14 protein-coding genes are annotated in these 16989 nt (G+C 72.5%); 9 read left to right on the top strand and 5 right to left on the bottom strand.

Annotated features, from left to right (window positions below):
* The first annotated feature begins 225 nt into the window (after positions 1-225).
* The 4 genes from IEZ06_RS10060 to IEZ06_RS10075 all read left to right on the top strand — a co-directional run bounded on the left by IEZ06_RS10060 (position 226) and on the right by IEZ06_RS10075 (position 4060).
* On the top strand, positions 226-1203 hold the full coding sequence (locus IEZ06_RS10060; protein ID WP_189236409.1) for a hypothetical protein: 978 nt from the start codon (positions 226-228) through the stop codon (positions 1201-1203).
* 81 nt (positions 1204-1284) lie between these two features.
* On the top strand, positions 1285-1896 hold the full coding sequence (locus IEZ06_RS10065; protein WP_189236410.1) for a Maf family protein: 612 nt from the start codon (positions 1285-1287) through the stop codon (positions 1894-1896).
* A gap of 10 nt (positions 1897-1906) precedes the next feature.
* Complete coding sequence (locus IEZ06_RS10070) at positions 1907-2776, top strand: EI24 domain-containing protein (RefSeq protein WP_189236411.1); 870 nt, start codon at positions 1907-1909, stop codon at positions 2774-2776.
* 153 nt (positions 2777-2929) lie between these two features.
* Positions 2930-4060 carry a DUF4192 domain-containing protein gene (locus IEZ06_RS10075; protein WP_189236412.1) on the top strand — a complete coding sequence of 377 codons (1131 nt, stop codon included), beginning with the start codon at positions 2930-2932 and terminating at the stop codon, positions 4058-4060.
* 4 nt (positions 4061-4064) lie between these two features.
* On the opposite strand, the gene IEZ06_RS10080 is transcribed toward IEZ06_RS10075, so the two are convergent.
* Positions 4065-4403: a hypothetical protein gene (locus IEZ06_RS10080; RefSeq protein ID WP_068898800.1), complete on the bottom strand. Its 339-nt coding sequence runs from the start codon at positions 4401-4403 to the stop codon at positions 4065-4067.
* Between the two features lie 231 nt (positions 4404-4634).
* Here IEZ06_RS10080 and IEZ06_RS10085 point away from each other — a divergent pair, with 231 nt between their 5' ends.
* Positions 4635-5186 carry a DUF1707 and DUF4870 domain-containing protein gene (locus IEZ06_RS10085; RefSeq protein ID WP_229797917.1) on the top strand — a complete coding sequence of 184 codons (552 nt, stop codon included), beginning with the start codon at positions 4635-4637 and terminating at the stop codon, positions 5184-5186.
* A gap of 253 nt (positions 5187-5439) precedes the next feature.
* Here the strand turns inward: IEZ06_RS10085 and IEZ06_RS10090 are convergent, their stop codons facing one another.
* The 4 genes from IEZ06_RS10090 to IEZ06_RS10105 all read right to left on the bottom strand — a co-directional run bounded on the left by IEZ06_RS10090 (position 5440) and on the right by IEZ06_RS10105 (position 10075).
* Positions 5440-6966 (bottom strand): ATP-dependent DNA ligase, encoded by a 1527-nt coding sequence (locus IEZ06_RS10090; RefSeq protein ID WP_189236413.1) that lies wholly within the window; start codon positions 6964-6966, stop codon positions 5440-5442.
* A 214-nt stretch (positions 6967-7180) separates the two neighbouring features.
* Positions 7181-7555, bottom strand: coding sequence for an FKBP-type peptidyl-prolyl cis-trans isomerase (locus tag IEZ06_RS10095; RefSeq protein WP_189236414.1), 375 nt, complete (start codon positions 7553-7555; stop codon positions 7181-7183).
* A 107-nt stretch (positions 7556-7662) separates the two neighbouring features.
* On the bottom strand, positions 7663-8673 hold the full coding sequence (locus IEZ06_RS10100) for a LacI family DNA-binding transcriptional regulator (protein ID WP_189236415.1): 1011 nt from the start codon (positions 8671-8673) through the stop codon (positions 7663-7665).
* A gap of 4 nt (positions 8674-8677) precedes the next feature.
* Positions 8678-10075, bottom strand: a complete 1398-nt coding sequence (locus IEZ06_RS10105) for a GH1 family beta-glucosidase (protein WP_229797918.1) — start codon at positions 10073-10075, stop codon at positions 8678-8680.
* A 256-nt stretch (positions 10076-10331) separates the two neighbouring features.
* Between IEZ06_RS10105 and IEZ06_RS10110 the strand changes: the two genes are divergently transcribed.
* From IEZ06_RS10110 to IEZ06_RS10125, 4 genes are all read left to right on the top strand, one after another.
* Entirely contained in the window at positions 10332-13163 is a 2832-nt protein-coding gene (locus IEZ06_RS10110) for a glycosyl hydrolase (RefSeq protein WP_189236416.1), read from the top strand.
* A 374-nt stretch (positions 13164-13537) separates the two neighbouring features.
* Entirely contained in the window at positions 13538-14896 is a 1359-nt protein-coding gene (locus IEZ06_RS10115) for an ABC transporter substrate-binding protein (protein WP_189236417.1), read from the top strand.
* A 106-nt stretch (positions 14897-15002) separates the two neighbouring features.
* Positions 15003-15977, top strand: coding sequence for a carbohydrate ABC transporter permease (locus IEZ06_RS10120; protein WP_189236530.1), 975 nt, complete (start codon positions 15003-15005; stop codon positions 15975-15977).
* Positions 15974-16930, top strand: coding sequence for a carbohydrate ABC transporter permease (locus IEZ06_RS10125; protein WP_189236418.1), 957 nt, complete (start codon positions 15974-15976; stop codon positions 16928-16930). Before IEZ06_RS10120 ends, IEZ06_RS10125 begins: the two co-directional genes overlap by 4 nt.
* Positions 16931-16989 lie beyond the last annotated feature (59 nt).

Raw genomic sequence — 16989 nt, forward strand, 5'->3', positions numbered from 1 at the left:
GCCGCCAGGCGAGGGGGCGGGAGGAGGCGGACCGGGGGAGACCGGGGGAGACCGGGGGAGACCGGGGGAGACCGGGGGGACCGGGGGAGACCGAGCGGGGGCTGGACGGGGGCTGGGCGGGAGCGGCTCCCGTGCCCGAATCGGAAGGCGAGCGGAACCCACTCGTTCCCGAAGTGTGATGGGTATCGCGGACGAGAAAAGAGGATTTGTCGTACGCTCCCGATCGTGCTCGATGGGTTGGGTGGTACTCCGGGGGCCCGGGAGACGGGTGTCGCCCCCACGTATATGGCGGCCGAGGCGGAGACGTCCGAGCTGCCCAAGATCGTCGTTGAGACACCGCCCGTCCGTCCGGCATCGCCGGTGAAGCGCTCCCGGATCGGCGACCTGCCGATGCGCGTGATCTACCGCGTCCTGGCGGGGGTCACCGCGGTGGTGGTGGCCGCGATCGCCGTCCTGGTCGGGTTCGTGTCCTCCGACTCCGCTGACCGGCCGGGCGAGGAGGCGCCGGGGCGGGTCGCCGCGCCATCCGCCGCGGTGCCCTCGCCCGGCCTCGGTTCGCCGCAGCCCTCCCCTCCGGCGGCGACCCCCTCGCCCCTCGCGGCGACCTCCTCTCCCGCCGCGGCGTCGCCCTCTCCCGGCCCGACACCGGACGGCAGCGCCGTGACCGCCGCGCTGGCGGATCCCCGCGTGCCAGGGCCGCCGCGCGACAGGAAGCTCGCCCGGTTCCCCGGCAAGGCGCTGCCGTCCAAGCGCCGCGTCGAGGACGAGAAGTCCGGCGTGTCGCTGGTCCGGCTGGGCAAGCCGTGGAAGACCTACGGCGCCTCGCCGTTCTCGACCAAGCAGGTGCTGCCCCCGGTGAAGGGCGCGGGGCACCGGGCGATGCTGGTGAGCTGCCCGGTGCCGATCGAGGCGCAGGCGAGCCTGAAGGACACCGCCATCCTGGCCGCGCGCTGGACGCTCAACCACCACCCCAAGGGGAGCAGGCTCCACTGGAGCGCCTCCCAGCCGCTCGAGGACGGCTGGCTGCTCGCCTACCGGGTGACGTACAAGGTGAAGGGCAAGAGCCGCTCCTCCATGGCCGCGGTGGTCCTGAGCGAGTCCGGCCGGGCCAAGCCCGCCATGGTCTTCGTGACGATCCCCGACGCCCAGCGCAAGCGCTGGCGCGACATCAACACCGCGGCCCTCTCCGTCGAGCGGCTGTAGGGCCCGGAACCCGTCCCCTGGCGGACGGGCCCCGCCCGGCGGCGGACCGGCGCGCGGGCGGACGCCGATAGGGTGGGCGCCGTGACCCAGCTCGTGCTCGCCTCGGCCTCGCCCGCCCGCCTCGCCCTGCTCCGCAGCGCCGGGCTCGATCCCAAAGTGATCGTCAGCGGCGTGGATGAGGACGCCGTCACCGCGGACACCCCCGCCGAGCTCTGCCTCACCCTGGCCAGGACGAAGGCCGCGGCGGTGGCGCGGGACCTGGCCGGCCCCCTGGTGATCGGCTGCGACTCGGTCCTGGAGCTCGACGGCGGAGCGTACGGCAAGCCCTCCTCGTCCGAGGACGCCGCGGCACGCTGGCGGCACATGCGCGGCCGGAGCGGCCGCCTGCTCACCGGGCACTGCGTGATCGACACAGCCACCGGCAGGGAGGCCGCCGAGGTCGGCGCCACGACGGTCCGCTTCGGCACCCCGGACGACGCCGAGATCGACGCCTACGTCGCCACCGGCGAGCCCCTGCGCGTCGCGGGGGCGTTCACCCTGGACGGCCCGGGGGGCTGGTTCGTCGAGGGCATCGACGGCGACCACGGCAACGTGCTGGGCATCTCCCTCCCGCTCCTGCGCCGTCTCCTCTCCACCCTGGGCGTCTCCGTCCCCGACCTCTGGCGTCGCGCGGCGGGCGGCGGATCCCGATAATCTTCGCGGCATGGGTGTAATCCGCTCCTTCACCGGCGGTATGGGGTTCTTCCTCCAGGGACTGCGCTGGGTCGCGCGCAACCCGGGGTGGTGGCTGTTCGGCCTGATCCCGGCGCTGATCGTGTTCGTGCTCTACGCCGTGGGGCTCTACTTCCTGGGAACGAGCGCCGGCGACCTGGCCGGGTGGCTGACGCCGTTCGCCGACGGATGGGGCGAAGGGCTCCGGAACACCTTCCGGATCATGGTCGGCGCGGTGGTCTTCGGGGCGGGGCTCGTGCTGGCCGTGGTGACCTTCGCCGCGGTGACCCTGGTCGTCGGCGAGCCGTTCTACGAGAAGCTCTCGGAGAGGGTCGAGCGGACCTACGGCGAGGTGCCCACCGGACACGAGCTGCCGCTGTGGAGATCGATCCCGCGATCGGTCAAGGACAGCCTGGTCACCCTCGGATACGTGCTGCTGTTCACGGTCCCGCTGTTCTTCCTGGGCTTCGTGCCGGTGATCGGGCAGACCGTGGTCCCGGTGCTGGGCGCCATGGTCTCGGGTTTCTTCCTCACGGTCGAGCTCACCGCACTGGCCATGGAGCGCAGGGGCCTGGCCCGCAGGAGCCGGTTCGCGCTGCTCCGCGGGGACAAGGCGCTCGCGCTCGGTTTCGGGGTGCTCCTGTTCCTGCTCTTCCTCATCCCGCTGGGCGCGGTGGTCGCCATGCCCGCCGCCGTCGCGGGGGCGGCCATCATGGTCCGCACGCGGCTGGCCGCCGGCGGTCCGCCCGCCGGGACCACCCCGCGCCAGGCCTTCCCGCCGGGCGGCCCCCCGCCGCAGGCCCCTCCGGGTCGCCTTCCGCCCCGGAGCTCGCCGCCCGGGCCTCCGCCGGGTCGTCTCTGATGCCGGCGACCGGGCCTCCGCCGGGTCGTCTCTGACCCCGCCGGGCCTTTCGGAAAGGGGCCTCGTCCACAGGCGCGCCGGCCGGCCACCGGTCGTCCACAGGGCCGCGGCGGAGAGGGGAGGACCGGCCCCGGCCCGGCGATGCTGTCTGCCATGACGACCCACACCACCGCCTCGCCGGGCCTCCCGGCCGGCCCGCCCGACCTGCTGCTCGGCTCCACCGAGGACGTCCTCGGCGCGGTGCCCTACCTGCTGGGTTTCCACCCCGCCGAGAGCCTCGTCGTGATAGGCCTGCGCGGTTCTCCGCCCAAGGGCCGCGTGCACCTCACCGTCCGGTGGGACCTGCCGCTGGCCGACCGCGATCTCGGCCGGATCCTCCCGCTGCTCCGCAAGGAGGAGATCACCCAGGTCATCGTCGCCGGCTACGGTTCCGGCCCGCTGGTGACCCCGGCGGCGGACGCGGCCGTCGCCCTGTTCCGGGAGGGCGGGATCGGGCTTGTCGACGCGCTCCGGGTGGAGGACGGCCGCTACTGGTCCTACGTCTGCTCACGCACCGACTGCTGCCCTCCCTCCGGCGCGCCGTACGACCGCGAGGCCGGTGCGGTCGCGGTCCGCGCCGTCGCGCACGGGCTGGTGGCGCTGCCCGACCGGGAGACTCTGGAACGCTCGCTCGCCCCCGTCGGCGGGACCGCCCGGACGGCGATGCGCGCGGTCACCGGCCGCGTCGCGGAGGAACTGCGCCGGCGCATCGCCGGCTGCGAGGACCCCGACGGGCTCGCGGCGGAGCTCGTCGCCGACGGGACGGCCCGCGTGCGCACGGCGATCGAGGTCTACGCCGCGGGCGGGCGGCTCGACGACGAGCAGGCGGCCAGGCTCGGGTTCGACCTGGCCGTGATCCGGATCCGGGACGAGGCGTGGGCGCTGATCACCGACGACGCCCACGACGCGCACCGCAGGCTCTGGCAGGACCTCACCCGCAGGCTGGAGCCGAGGTTCGTGCCACCGGCCGCGTCGCTGCTCGCCATGGCCGCCTGGCGCGACGGAGACTCCGCCCTGGCGAGCGTCGCCCTGGCCCGCGCGCACGAGGCCGATCCCGGCTACTCCATGGCCAATCTGCTCATGGACGCGCTGCGGTGCCTGCTCCCGCCGCACGCGCTCAAGGACAGGATGCCCAGCCCCGAGGAGCTGGACCTGCAGATGGGCGTGCCCCGGACGTCCTGGCTGCTCCCCATGGTCGTCCTGCTGGAGGAGCCGCCGACGGGCCCGGCCGGCCCCGCGGGATGAGGCGTCAGCCCTCTTCGCGCTTGCGGCGCTCGTTGTAGGCCCGCATGCGGGGCGGATAACCGGTGAGCTGCACATCGTAGACGGGAAGGGCGAGATCGCGGGCGACCTTGCGGATCACCGCGGGGGCACCGACCCGGCGCCGGGTCCACTCGCCGTCGTCGGCCACGGCCACGGCGGTGGTGTCGGTCGCGAAGGTCTCCGGTTCGACGTAGAACTCCACGCCGCGGCGCGACTTCGCGAAGGCGATGAGCGCCTCGATGTCGGAGTCGTTCGCAGCCCGGTCGAACTTTGCGATCTTCGGCCCGCGCAGACGCCTCAAACCATAGCGATCCCGCCATCTCATGCCCCTTGTTATACCTCCCCTGGCCCCTCCATGGTGGACGCCAGGGGAACTCCAGGGACGGCGTCAGGGGTAACCCCGATGCGCGGGACGACCGCCCCGGACGAACATGGAGGTCACAAGGGCGACGAAGGGAAGGTCGGTTCCATGGCGGGCACAGCGACACCACCGGTGAATCCGCGGCACGGGGGCGTGCCGGCGACGGGGCCCGGGTCCGGTTACGCCGGCCTCCGGGTGAGCAACCAGGACCGGGAGCAGGTGGTCGAGCACGTCAAGGCCGCCTACGCGGAGGGACGGCTCGACGAACTCGAGTTCGACGACCGGCTGGAGCGGGCGATGACCGCCCGGGTCCACGGTGACCTCATCCCGATCATGCAGGAGCTGTACGGCTCCCGCCCACCCCTGCCCGCCCCCTACCCGCCGCAGGCCCGCCCGGCACCGGGCATGGCACACCACGGGCGGCCCCAGGCGCGGACGGGCGGAGACCGGGTGGGCGCGGCCGCGGCGCACCTGCTCCCGCTGGCGGGCCTGTTCGTGCTGGGGCCGCTCGTCATGCTGCTCGCGGCGGGCCGGACCTCCCCCTACATCCGCAGGCACGCCGTGGAGGCGCTGAACTTCCACCTGACCCTGATCGGCGCCACCATCGTGCTGGCGATCACGTTCGTGGGCGCGGTGCTGGTGCCCCTGCTCTGGGTCGGCGGAGTGGTGCTGTCGGTCGTCGGCGGGCTGGCGGCGCTGGGCGAGGGCGACTTCCGCTACCCGTTCACGCTGCGCCCGGTCAAGTGACCCGCGAGGGCGCGCCGAGGACCGGGACGGACCTGGGGGCACACGGGGCGGACCCCGGAGCACGCGGGGCGGACTCCGGAGCACGCGGGGCGGACTCCGGAGCACGCGGGGCGGACTCCGGAGCACGCGGGGCGGACTCCGGAGCACGCGGGGCGGACTCCGGAGCACGCGGGGCGGACCTGGGAGCGCCGGGGCGTGGACGTGCCCGTCGGCGAGGCGGGGCACCGCCGTGCCCGAGGCCCGCGGGCGGGCCTCAGAGCAGCAGCGCGCGGACCGTGTCCACGGTGTCGGCCTGCTCCGGGGTCTTGTCCGGGCGGTAGCGGATCACCCGGGCGAAGCGCAGGGCCATGCCGCCGGGATAGCGGCTGGAGCGCTGGACCCCGTCGAAGGCGATCTCGACGACGAGCTCGGGCTGGACCGTGACGGTCCAGCCGTCGGAGGGGCCGTCGGCGAGCGCCAGGAAGCGCTCGGTCTGCCAGGCGAGCAGCTCGTCGGTCAGACCCTTGAAGGTCTTGCCGAGCATGACGAAACCACCGCCGACCGGATCGCGGGCGCCCAGGTGGAGGTTGGAGAGCCGGCCCTCCCGGCGGCCGCTGCCCCACTCCGCGGCCAGCACGACCAGGTCCAGCGTGTGGCGGGGCTTCACCTTGACCCAGCCCGCCCCGCGACGGCCGGCGGCGTAGGGGCTCTGCGGTGACTTCACCACCACGCCCTCGTGCCCCCGCCGGAGGACCTCCTTGAAGAACGCCTCGCCCTCGGCGGCGTCGTCGGTGACCAGCCGGGGTGTGATCAGCTCCGCGGGAACGGCCCGGACGAGCTCCGCGTGGCGCGCCTCGTCGGGCAGGTCGAGGAGATCGGCTCCTCCCACCCGCAGCGCGTCGAAGAAGAACACGCTGAGCGGGGTCGACCGGCGGGCCCCCGCCACGTCGGCCCGGCTGGCCACCCGGCCGGAGGTGACCTGGAAGGGCTCCGGGAGGCCGTCCGGCCGCAGCGCGATGACCTCGCCGTCCAGGACGAGGTCGGTGCCGGGCAGGGCGCCGACCGCCTCGACCAGCTCGGGCACCTGAGCGGTGATGTCGTCCAGGGTGCGGGTGAAGACGGACACGGCGTCGCCGGACCGGTGGGCCTGGACCCGCACGCCGTCGAGCTTCCACTCGATCGCGGCCCGCCCGCCCACCCGCTCCAGTGCCGCGGCGACGGAGGGCGCGCTCTGCGCGAGCATCGGCGAGACCGGGCGGCCCACCTCCAGCCTGAAGGAGCGCAGTGCCTCGACCCCGCCGGACAGAGCCGCCGCGCCCACGGCGGGCAGCCAGCCGCGCAGCGTCAGCGCCCGCCGCACCTCGGCGGCCGGTGTCCCCGACGCCTTGGCGACGGCCTCGACCATCACTCCGTCGAGCGCGCCCTGGCGGAGCTCACCGCGGACGAGCCGGGACAGGAAGGCCTGCTCGGGACCGGTGAGCGCGGCGAACAGCTCGTTCAGCAGCGCCCGGCGCGCGCTCTGGGAACCGGGACCGCTCTGCGTCTTGACGCGGGTGAGGAGGGCGTCGACCTGCAGCAGGGTCGCGGTGGCGGCGATCCGGGGCTCGGGGAGGTCCCGCAGGGCCGCCAGGCCGACGCCGATCTGCCGCTGGGGCAGCTCACCGGAGAGGTAGGCGATCGCGATCTCCGCCTCGTCCGGGCCGACCCGGCCGAGGAGCTCCGCGAGATGCCGGACCTTCGCCAGCCGGGCGGAGTCGGCGGCCACGGCCGCGGAGGTGCGCGCGAGATCGATCAACAGCACACGGCCAGCCTACGAGGCCGCGGTGACATTCCGGCGGCGGAGGTCTCCCGGGGGTCCCGTTCCGGCCGGCGGACCCGGCGGACCCGGTGAACCCGGCGGTGCTCGGTCGCCGTACGGCGGGGCGGGCGGTGCGGACCGGACGGCCCCGTTCGGGCGGGCCGGTCCGCGGGAGACGCGGCGGGCCGCCCCCGACGGGAGCGGCCCACCGGTCGCCTCAGCGGACCCCGAGCAGGTCCACGACGAAGATGAGGGTCTCGCCGGGCTTGATGCGGCTGCCCGCGCCGCGGTTGCCGTAACCCAGGTGCGGCGGGATGGTGAGACGGCGGCGGCCGCCGACCTTCATGCCCGCGACGCCCTGGTCCCAGCCCGCGATGACCTGGCCCGCGCCGAGCGAGAACTCGAAGGTCTCGCCCCGGTTCCAGGAGGCGTCGAACTCCTCGCCGGTGGAGAAGGCGACACCGACGTAGTGCACGCTGACCTGGTGGCCAGGCTTGGCCTCCGGGCCGTCTCCCTCGACGACGTCGACGATCTGCAGCTCCTTGGGCGCGTCGCCCTCAGGGAAGTCGATCTCCGGCTTCTCCAGTGCCACGTGGTTTCTCCTTGATCTGGTGCGTGCCGGCCGATGCCCGACCGGCCGAACGACTCTACGGGGTCCGGGGCCCGGCGGTGGGCGAAGGGGTACGGTCGGCCGGTCCGTCAGGCGGAGTCGCGGACGACCAGCTCCGTGGGCAGGATCACCGGAGCGTCCACGTCCTGCCCCGAGGCGAGCGCGAGGACGAGCCGGGCCAGTTCCCGGCCCATCTCGTGGAGGGGCTGGCGGACCGTGGTGAGCGGCGGCTCGGCGTAGGAGGCGGCGGGCACGTCGTCGAAGCCGACCACGGCCACGTCGTCCGGCACGCGGCGCCCGGCCTGCCGCAGCACCTGCAGGGCGCCGAGCGCCATCATGTCGCTGGCGGCGAACACCGCGTCGAGCCCGGGATCGTCCCGCAGCAGCTGGCGCATGGCCGCGACGCCCGACTCGCGGGTGAAGTCGCCCACCGCGACGATGGAGCGCCGGTCGGAGTCGCGCAGCGCGTTGCGGTAGCCGGTGAGCCGGTCGATCCCGGCGACCATGTCCTGCGGCCCGGCGATCGTGGCGATCCTGCGGCGGCCCGCCGCCACCAGGTGCCCCACGGCCTGCTCGGCGCCGCCGACGTTCTCCGTGTCCACGCAGGGCAGCGCGCCCTGCACTCCGGCGTGCAGGGGCCGTCCGCTGCACACCACGGGCACGCCCCGGCGGGCCAGTGCGGCGGGCAGCGGGTCGGCCCCGTGCATCGAGGCGACGATCACGCCGTCCACGTGCCCGGCCGTGGCGTAGCGCTCGACCCGTTCCTGCCCGCGCGGCGAGCCGGCGAGCATGAGCACGAGGTGCTTGTCCGCGGCCTCCGTCTCCCGGCTGACGCCGCGGATGATGCTGGCGAACATGGGGTCGTCGGAGAAGACCCGGGTGGGCGGTTCGGAGAAGACCAGCGCGACGGAGTCGGCCCGCTGGGTCACCAGGCTGCGCGCCGCGAGGTTGGGGACGTAGCCCAGCTCCTCCACGGCGCGCAGCACCGTCGCGCGGATCTCCGGATTGACGTGCGTCGAGCCGTTGACCACGCGGGAGACGGTGGCCCGGGAGACTCCCGCCCTGGCCGCCACCCTCTCCAGCGTCGGCCGGGCGGTCACCGGGTCACGCCTGGACCCCGTTGCGCCGGATGACCTCGCGGTACCACAGCGCGCTGTCCTTGGGGACGCGGCGCTGCGAGGCGTAGTCGACGTAGACCAGCCCGAAGCGCTTGGCGTAGCCCTCGGCCCACTCGAAGTTGTCCATCAGCGACCAGACCAGGTAGCCGCGCAGGTCGGCCCCGGCCTCGATCGCGGCGTGCGCGGCGCGGAAGTGGCCGTCGAGGAAGGCGATCCGCCGCTCGTCGGCGACCCGGCCGTCGGCGAGCACGTCGTCGAAGGCGGCGCCGTTCTCGGTGATGATCAGCGGCGTGCCCGGATAGTCGCGATTGAGCCGGAGCAGCAGCTCGGTGAGGCCGGACGGCTTGACCGACCAGCCCATCGCCGTCTTCTCCTCGTCGCCCTGGACGAACGCGATGCCCTCGCTGCCCGGGTGGACCGGGTTGGCCTGCTGCCCGGCGCGCAGCTCCACGGTGGTGGGGCTGTAGTAGTTGACGCCCAGCAGGTCGATCGGCGCGCCGATGATGTCGAGGTCGCCGTCGCGGACGAAGGACCAGTCGGTGAACCGGCGGGCGCGCTCCACGACGTCGGCGGGGTACTCCCCGCGCAGGACCGGGTCGAGGAAGATCCGGTTCTGCAGGCCGTCGATGTGCGCGACGGCCTCGGGGTCGGAGCCCGAGATCGGGGCCAGGTTGAGGGTGATGCCGACCTGCCGGGCCCCCGCGGCGCGCAGTTCGGCCACCGCCAGGCCGTGGCCCAGCAGCAGGTGGTGGACGGCGGCGTAGGCGTCGCCCGGGTTCGTGCGGCCGGGGGCGTGGACGCCCGCGCCGTAGCCGAGGAAGGAGGAACACCAGGGCTCGTTGAGCGTGGTCCAGGTGCCGACCCGGTCGCCGAGCCTGCCGTACACGACGGCGGCGTACTCGGCGAAGCGCTCGGCGGTCTCCCGGTTGGTCCAGCCGCCCCGGTCCTCCAGGCTCTGCGGCAGGTCCCAGTGGTAGAGCGTCACGATGGGCGTGATGCCGCGTCCGTGCAGCTCGTCGACCAGCCGCTCGTAGAAGTCCAGGCCGCGGGGGTTGACCGGGCCGGAGCCGTCCGGCTGGATCCGGGGCCAGGCGATGGAGAAGCGGTAGGCCTGGACGCCGAGGTCGGCCATCATCGCCACGTCGTCGCGGTAGCGGTGGTAGTGGTCGCACGCGACGTCACCGGTGTGGCCGCCGACGACCTTGCCGGGCGTCCGGGAGAAGGTGTCCCAGATGGACGGCCCGCGGCCGTCCTCGTTCGCGGCGCCCTCGATCTGGTAGGAGGCGGTCGCCGTCCCCCAGAGGAAACCCTGCGGGAAGGTCAGGTCGCCGGTCCCCCCGGTCTCCGCTGCGACTCCCGCCGACATCCCCATGGACAGGGTCATGTCTCACCGCCCTTTCGCCTCGCCGTCAACCCCGCCTCGCCCCGAACGGCAGAGAGCGCTCTCACACAGCATCGTGGGTGCGTGACGGGCCTGTCAAGGCGGATCATCCGCCTCCGAGGGAAGGGGGAGTGTGAGAAGTCGTTGACTTGGCGTTCACTCAGGGCTACCGTCCTCGGTCAGAGAGCGCTCTCTTGCCCTTGCTCGCCCCGGCGGCCCGTTCTGCGGCGCCGGCAGCCCGATACCCGAGGAGGTATCCATGGGCTTCCCATCCCCCTTGCGCAGAGTAGTCGCCGCGGTTGCCGTCCTGGCCACGGCCGTGGTGACCCCGGTGGTCCTGGCGTCCCCGGCCGCCGCCGTGGCGGTCGGCGCGGGCGGTTACGCCTCCGCCCGCCCGGCCGGCACCGCCGGCCCCTCCGATTCCGACGGCGCCGCCGTCAGCCCCAAGGTCACCAGCCGGATGGCCGGCCGCGCCGTGCCGACGAACGACTGGTGGTCCTCGCTGGTCTTCCAGCGCTACGCGGGCAACCCCTACTCCGAGAACATGTACGCCCACCCGCTCTCGTTCCACGCGAACGCCAAGGGCATCAGCGTCGGCTACCCGGACAAGCCGAACATCACCTCCGACGGGCGGATGTACGAGTTCGTCCACGCGAGCGACCTCAACGTGGGCGTCTCCGGCCTCAACGCCGCCAGGACCGAGGTGGACGGCTGGGGCGACTGGAACGTCGTGCCGCGCTGGAGCGACGGGACCCGCACGCTGCGGACCACGATCGCGCACGGCTCGCCGTACGTCTACGCCGAGGCCTCGGGCGGCAACGCACTGGTGGAGTTCACCGGCCCGGCCAGCGTCTGGCAGAACGGCGGCAACGTGCTGGGAGTGACGGTGAACGGCCGCGACTACGGCCTGTTCGCCCCCTCCGGGACCAGCTGGTCGCTGACCGGCACCGCCTCCGCGAGCGCCCCGGCCGCCTTCTTCTCGGTCGCGGTCCTGCCCTCCCGGGCGGCGCTCCCGCTGTTCGAGAAGTACGCCTACTCCTTCGTCACCGACACCCGGGTGAGCTGGTCCTACGACGCCGCCGCGGGCCGGATGCAGGCCGTCTACACCGCGTCCACCACCGCGAGGCAGGGGAGTCGGACCGGCACCCTGCACGCCCTCTACCGCCACCAGTGGGCGAACTCCTCCGACCCGATGACGGCCCACCGCTACGTCTCACCGCGCGGTGAGATGCGCGTGCGCGAGGGCGCGTCGTTCACCACGAACGCGGAGTTCAACGGAGTGCTGCCCGCCCTGCCGCTCGCGCCCGGCGCGGACAAGGCCAGGCTGCGGGCCGGCATCGACGCCGAGCTGAACGCCTCCGACCCCTACAAGGGCGCCGCCGACACCTACTGGACCGGCAAGGCCCTGTGGCGGATCGCGGCGCTCATCCCGGTCGCCAACCAGATCGGCTACACCGCCGGCCGGGACAAGGCGATCGGCCTGGTCAAGAGCCGGCTGGCCGACTGGCTCACGGCGGGCTCGGGGGAGACCGGCAGGCTCTTCGCCTACGACTCCACCTGGAAGACGCTGATCGGCTACCCGGCGGGCTACGGCACCGACAAAGAGCTCAACGACCACCACTTCCACTACGGCTACTACGTGCTGGCCGGAGCGATGGTGGCCCAGCACGACCCGGCCTGGGTCTCCGACTCGCAGTACGGCGGCATGCTGAAGCTGCTGGTCAAGGACGCGGCCAACTACGACCGCTCCGACAGCCGGTTCCCGTTCCTGCGCAACTTCGACCCCTACGCCGGGCACGCCTGGGCGTCCGGGCACGCGGGCTTCGGCCACGGCAACAACCAGGAGTCGTCGTCGGAGTCGATGATGTTCAACGCCGCCGCGGTCCTGTTCGGCCAGGCGACCGGCGACACCGCCCTGCGCGACGCGGGCATCTACATGTACACGACCGAGCGCGAGGCCATCGGCCAGTACTGGTTCGACGCCGACGGCGCGGTCTTCCCGCCGGGCTTCGGCCACGACACCGTGGGCATGGTGTGGGGCGCCGGCGGCAGCTACTCCACCTGGTGGACGGCGAACGCCGAGGAGATCCACGGCATCAACATGCTCCCGATCACCGGCGGCTCGCTCTACAACGGCGCGTGGAAGGCCGACATCAAGCAGAACATCAGCGAGCTGCGGGCCTCCAACGGCGGCCAGGAGACCGAGTGGCGCGACGTCATCTGGCAGTTCCTGGCCATGGCCGACCCCGCCGCCGCCCAGTCGCTGTGGCTGGGGGCCGACCCGGCACCCGAGGACGGTGACTCGCGCGCCCACGCCTACCACTGGATCTCCGCGCTGAACGCCTGGGGCACCCCCGATCACTCGGTCACCGCGAACGTGCCGACGTACGCGGTGCTGGGCAACTCGGCGGGCAGGACCTACGTGGCCTACAACGCCTCCGGCAGCGCCGTCACGGTCCGGTTCTCCGACGGGCAGACGCTCGCCGTACCGGCCCGGGCGATGGCCTGGCGCGGCCCGGCGGGCAGCGGGACCGAGCCGGGAGGCGGCCCCGGCCCGAGCCCCACGGCGACGCCCACCGTCAGCCCCACGCCCACCAAGAGCCCGACGCCGACCCCGACGCCGAGCCCCACGAAGACCCCGACGCCCACTCCGACGCCCACCCCCACGGCGGGCGGGGTCGACGCGCGCTCCACCATCCAGGCGGAGAGCTACCAGGCCCAGTCGGGGACGGCCCTGGAGGACGCCTCCGACACCGGAGGCGGCAAGAGCGTCGCGTTCGTCTCCAACGGCGACTGGCTGCGCTTCGACGGCGTCCGCTTCGGCTCCGCGGCGGCAGGGCAGTTCAAGGCCCGGGTCGCCTCCGGGGCGGGGGCAGGGGTCAGCGGACTGGTCCAGGTCCGCCTGGACAGCCCCACGGCGGCGCCGATCGGCGACTTCGCGGTGGGCAGCACCGGCGGCTGGCAGAGCTGGCGGACGATCGCGGCGAACATCTCGGGCGTCACGGGCACCCACACGGTGTACATAACCTTCAGCAGCGGCCAGCCGGCGGACTTCGTCAACCTCAACTGGTTCACCTTCTCCACGAACTGATCCCGCGGGTGCGTCTCCTGCGGGCGCGTCCGGACCGATCCCGCGGGGGCGTACGGCGAGCCGTGCGCCCCCGCGACCGGAGGGCGGGGACCTGACGGTCCCCGCCCTTCCTGTTCTGAGAGCGCTCTCACAACGAACGCATAACCTGAATGCCCTGAATGACACCCAGATTTCTCAAATGCGTAACCGTAGCATCACAGTCATTGACATCCCGTTGCTGGGCGACAAGGCTACAGAGAGCGCTCTCACACTGGTTTGAGCCATCCGGCCACCATGGCGGACCGGTAACGCGGTGACCCCACGCGCCTGTCGCGGGCGGTCCAGCCGGTCCCGCCAGCCGGGGCCGGCCCGGCAAAGTAATGGAGGAAGGGTCCATGTCGCTCCTCTCTCGGCCTGCACGCGCCGCCCTCGTCGCGGGTACCGCGGGCCTGGCGCTGGTCGCCACCGGTTGCGGCTCTTCCGAGCCCTCGACCCCTGCGGCGGGCGGCGGTGGCAGCACATCCGCCGAGTGCGCCCCGTTCGAGCAGTTCGGAAAGCACGACGGCAAGAAGGTCTCGATCTACTCCCCGATCCGGGACACCGAGGCAGACCTGTTCCAGCAGACCTGGGTGCCGTTCGAGAAGTGCACCGGGATGAAGATCAGCTACGAGGGGACCGGCGAGTTCGAGGCGCAGATCCAGGTCCGCGCCGACGGCGGCAACCCGCCGGACCTGGCCTTCTTCCCGCAGCCCGGCCTGCTGGAGCGCTTCGTCAAGGCGGGCAAGCTCAAGCCCGCCTCGGCCGAGGTGAAGAAGCTGGCCGAGCAGAACTGGTCGGCCGACTGGGTGAAGTACGGCACGATCGACGGCACCTTCTACGCCGCCCCGCTGGGCGCCAGCGTGAAGTCCTTCGTCTGGTACTCGCCGGGCATGTTCAAGGAGAAGGGCTGGGCCGTCCCCACGACCTGGGACGAGCTCATGACCCTCACCAACACGATCGCGGGCACCGGGATCAAGCCGTGGTGCGCGGGCATCGAGTCCGGTGAGGCCACCGGCTGGCCGGCCACCGACTGGATCGAGGACATCCTCCTGCGCGAGCTCGGCCCCGAGGGCTACGACGACTGGGTCGCCCACAAGATCCCCTTCAACGACCCCAAGATCGTCGCCGCGGTCGACAAGGTCGGCGCGATCCTGAAGGACGAGAAGTTCGTCAACGGCGGCTACGGCCCGGTCAAGAGCATCGCCAGCACCGCCTTCCAGGAGGGCGGCGTGCCCATCACCGAGGGCAAGTGCGCGCTGCACCGCCAGGCCTCCTTCTACGCCAACTTCTGGCCCGAGGGCACCAAGGTGGCCGAGGACGGCGACGTCTTCGCCTTCTACCTGCCCGGCAACGACCCGGCCAAGAAGCCGGTGCTCGGCGCCGGCGAGTTCGTCGGCGCCTTCGCCGACCGGCCCGAGGTCCAGGCCGTCCAGGCCTACCTGGCCACCGGCGACTACGCCAACGCCCGCATGAAGCTGGGCACGTACGTCTCGGCCAACAAGGGCGTCGACATCGCCAACGCGCAGAACCCGATCGACAAGCTCTCCATCGAGATGCTCCAGGACCCGAACACGGTCTTCCGGTTCGACGGCTCCGACCTCATGCCGGCCGCGGTCGGCGCGGGCACCTTCTGGAAGGGCATGACCGACTGGATCAACGGCAAGGACACCAAGACGGTCCTCGACTTCATCGAGACCTCCTGGCCCAAGTCCTAGTCCCAGGACTTCCCGTGGCGTCCGGCTCCCGCCGGGGTTCGACGACCCCGTCGGAGCCGGACGCTCCCGTATCGGCCCGATCCTTCCGGGAGTTCCCTCGATGAACCTGGACTTCGACTTCGCCGCGGAGCAGCCGAAGCTCCTGCAGCTGCTGTACGGCGTGGTCGCGTTCTGCGCCGTGGTCGCGCTCCTGCTGCTCCTGCTCGACCGCGCCCCCATGCGGCAGAAGGCGCGGCTGCACGCCACCATCCTGCTCGCCCCGGCGCTCCTGCTGCTCGCGATCGGCCTGATCGTGCCCGGCGTGCGCACCACCCTGCTGTCGTTCATGAGCGGCGACGGCGCCTCCTGGGTGGGGCTCGACAACTACATCTGGATGTTCACCCAGCCCGAAGCGGTCACGGTGCTCCGCAACACGCTCATCTGGGTCGCCCTGGTCCCCATCCTGGTGACAGCGGTCGGCCTGCTCTACGCGGTCCTGGTCGACCGGAGCCGCTTCGAGTCCGTCGCCAAGTCGCTGGTCTTCCTCCCGATGGCCATCTCCTTCGTCGGCGCCGGCATCATCTGGAAGTTCGTCTACGCCTACCGGCCCGAGGAGAGCGAGCAGATCGGCCTGCTCAACCAGATCGTGGTGGCCCTCGGCGGCACGCCCCAGCAGTGGCTGCTGGAACCGCCGCTCAACACCCTCTTCCTCATCGTGGTCATGGTGTGGATCCAGGCCGGGTTCGCCACCGTAGTGCTCTCCGCCGCGATCAAGGGCATCCCCGCCGAGATCGTCGAGGCGGCCAAGCTCGACGGGGCCTCCCCGACGCAGATGTTCTTCCGGGTGACGCTGCCGAGCATCCGCTCGGCGGTGGTCGTGGTGGTGGTCACCCAGTCGATCGGCACGCTCAAGCTCTTCGACATCGTCCGGACCATGACCGGCGGCCAGTTCGACACCAGCGTCATCGCCAACGAGATGTACAACCAGGCGTTCCGGTACGGCGAGACGGGCAAGGGCGCGGCGCTGGCCGTCTTCCTGTTCGTCCTGGTCACCCCCATCGTCGTCTACCAGATCCGCCAGCGCAGGGAGGCCGTCCGATGACATCCGTCTCGCCCGCCGTCACGGCGGTACGGCCCGGTGCCGAGCAGGCTGCCGGGCGGGTCAGGAAGCGGCTGAGCGGCAGGGTCGCCAGCGCCGTGGCGATCGTCATCGCCGTGCTGTGGACCACGCCCACCTTCGGTCTGTTCCTGTCGTCGCTGCGGCCGGAGGACCAGATCAAGACCACCGGCTGGTGGTCGTTCTTCTCCGACCCGCAGCTCACCCTGGAGAACTACCAGGAGGTGCTGTTCGGCACCTCCTCGTCCTCCGGGAAGATGGCCAGCTTCCTGATCAACTCGATCGTCATCACGATCCCGTCGGTGCTCTTCCCGCTGGCCTTCGCCGCCTTCGCGGCGTACGCGCTGGCCTGGGTGCCGTTCCGCGGGCGGAACTGGATCTACATCGGCATCTTCGCGCTGCAGGTCGTCCCGCTGCAGATGGCGCTGGTCCCACTGCTGTCGTTCTTCTCCGAGGGCGTCTCGGTCTTCGGCCTGCAGCTCATGCCGGCCTGGGAGCTGGAGGGGCCCGCGCGCTTCGCGCAGGTGTGGTTCGCGCACACCTGCTTCGCCCTGCCGCTCGGCGTCTTCCTGCTGCACAACTTCATGTCGGAGCTGCCGGGCGAGCTGATCGAGGCGGCACGGGTGGACGGCGCCACCCACGGCAGGATCTTCCGGAGGGTGGTCCTCCCGCTGGTCGCGCCGGCGCTGGCCACCTTCGGCATCTTCCAGTTCCTCTGGGTCTGGAACGACCTGCTGGTGGCGCTGATCTTCGCGGGGGGCACGCCCGACAGCGCCCCGATGACCGTACGGCTGGCGCAGATGGCGGGAACGCGCGGCAACGAGTGGCAGCGGCTGACGGCCGGGGCCTTCGTCTCGCTCGTCATCCCGCTGATCGTCTTCCTGTCCATGCAGCGCTACTTCGTCCGCGGCCTGCTCGCGGGCAGCGTCAAGGGATGAACCGGGGCCGGGACGCCGGGCCTGCCGACGGGCCCGGCGCTCCGGCCCCGGCGGGCCCG

The organism is Planomonospora antibiotica, from assembly GCF_014647955.1.
Classification (GTDB): Bacteria; Actinomycetota; Actinomycetes; order Streptosporangiales; family Streptosporangiaceae; genus Planomonospora; species Planomonospora parontospora.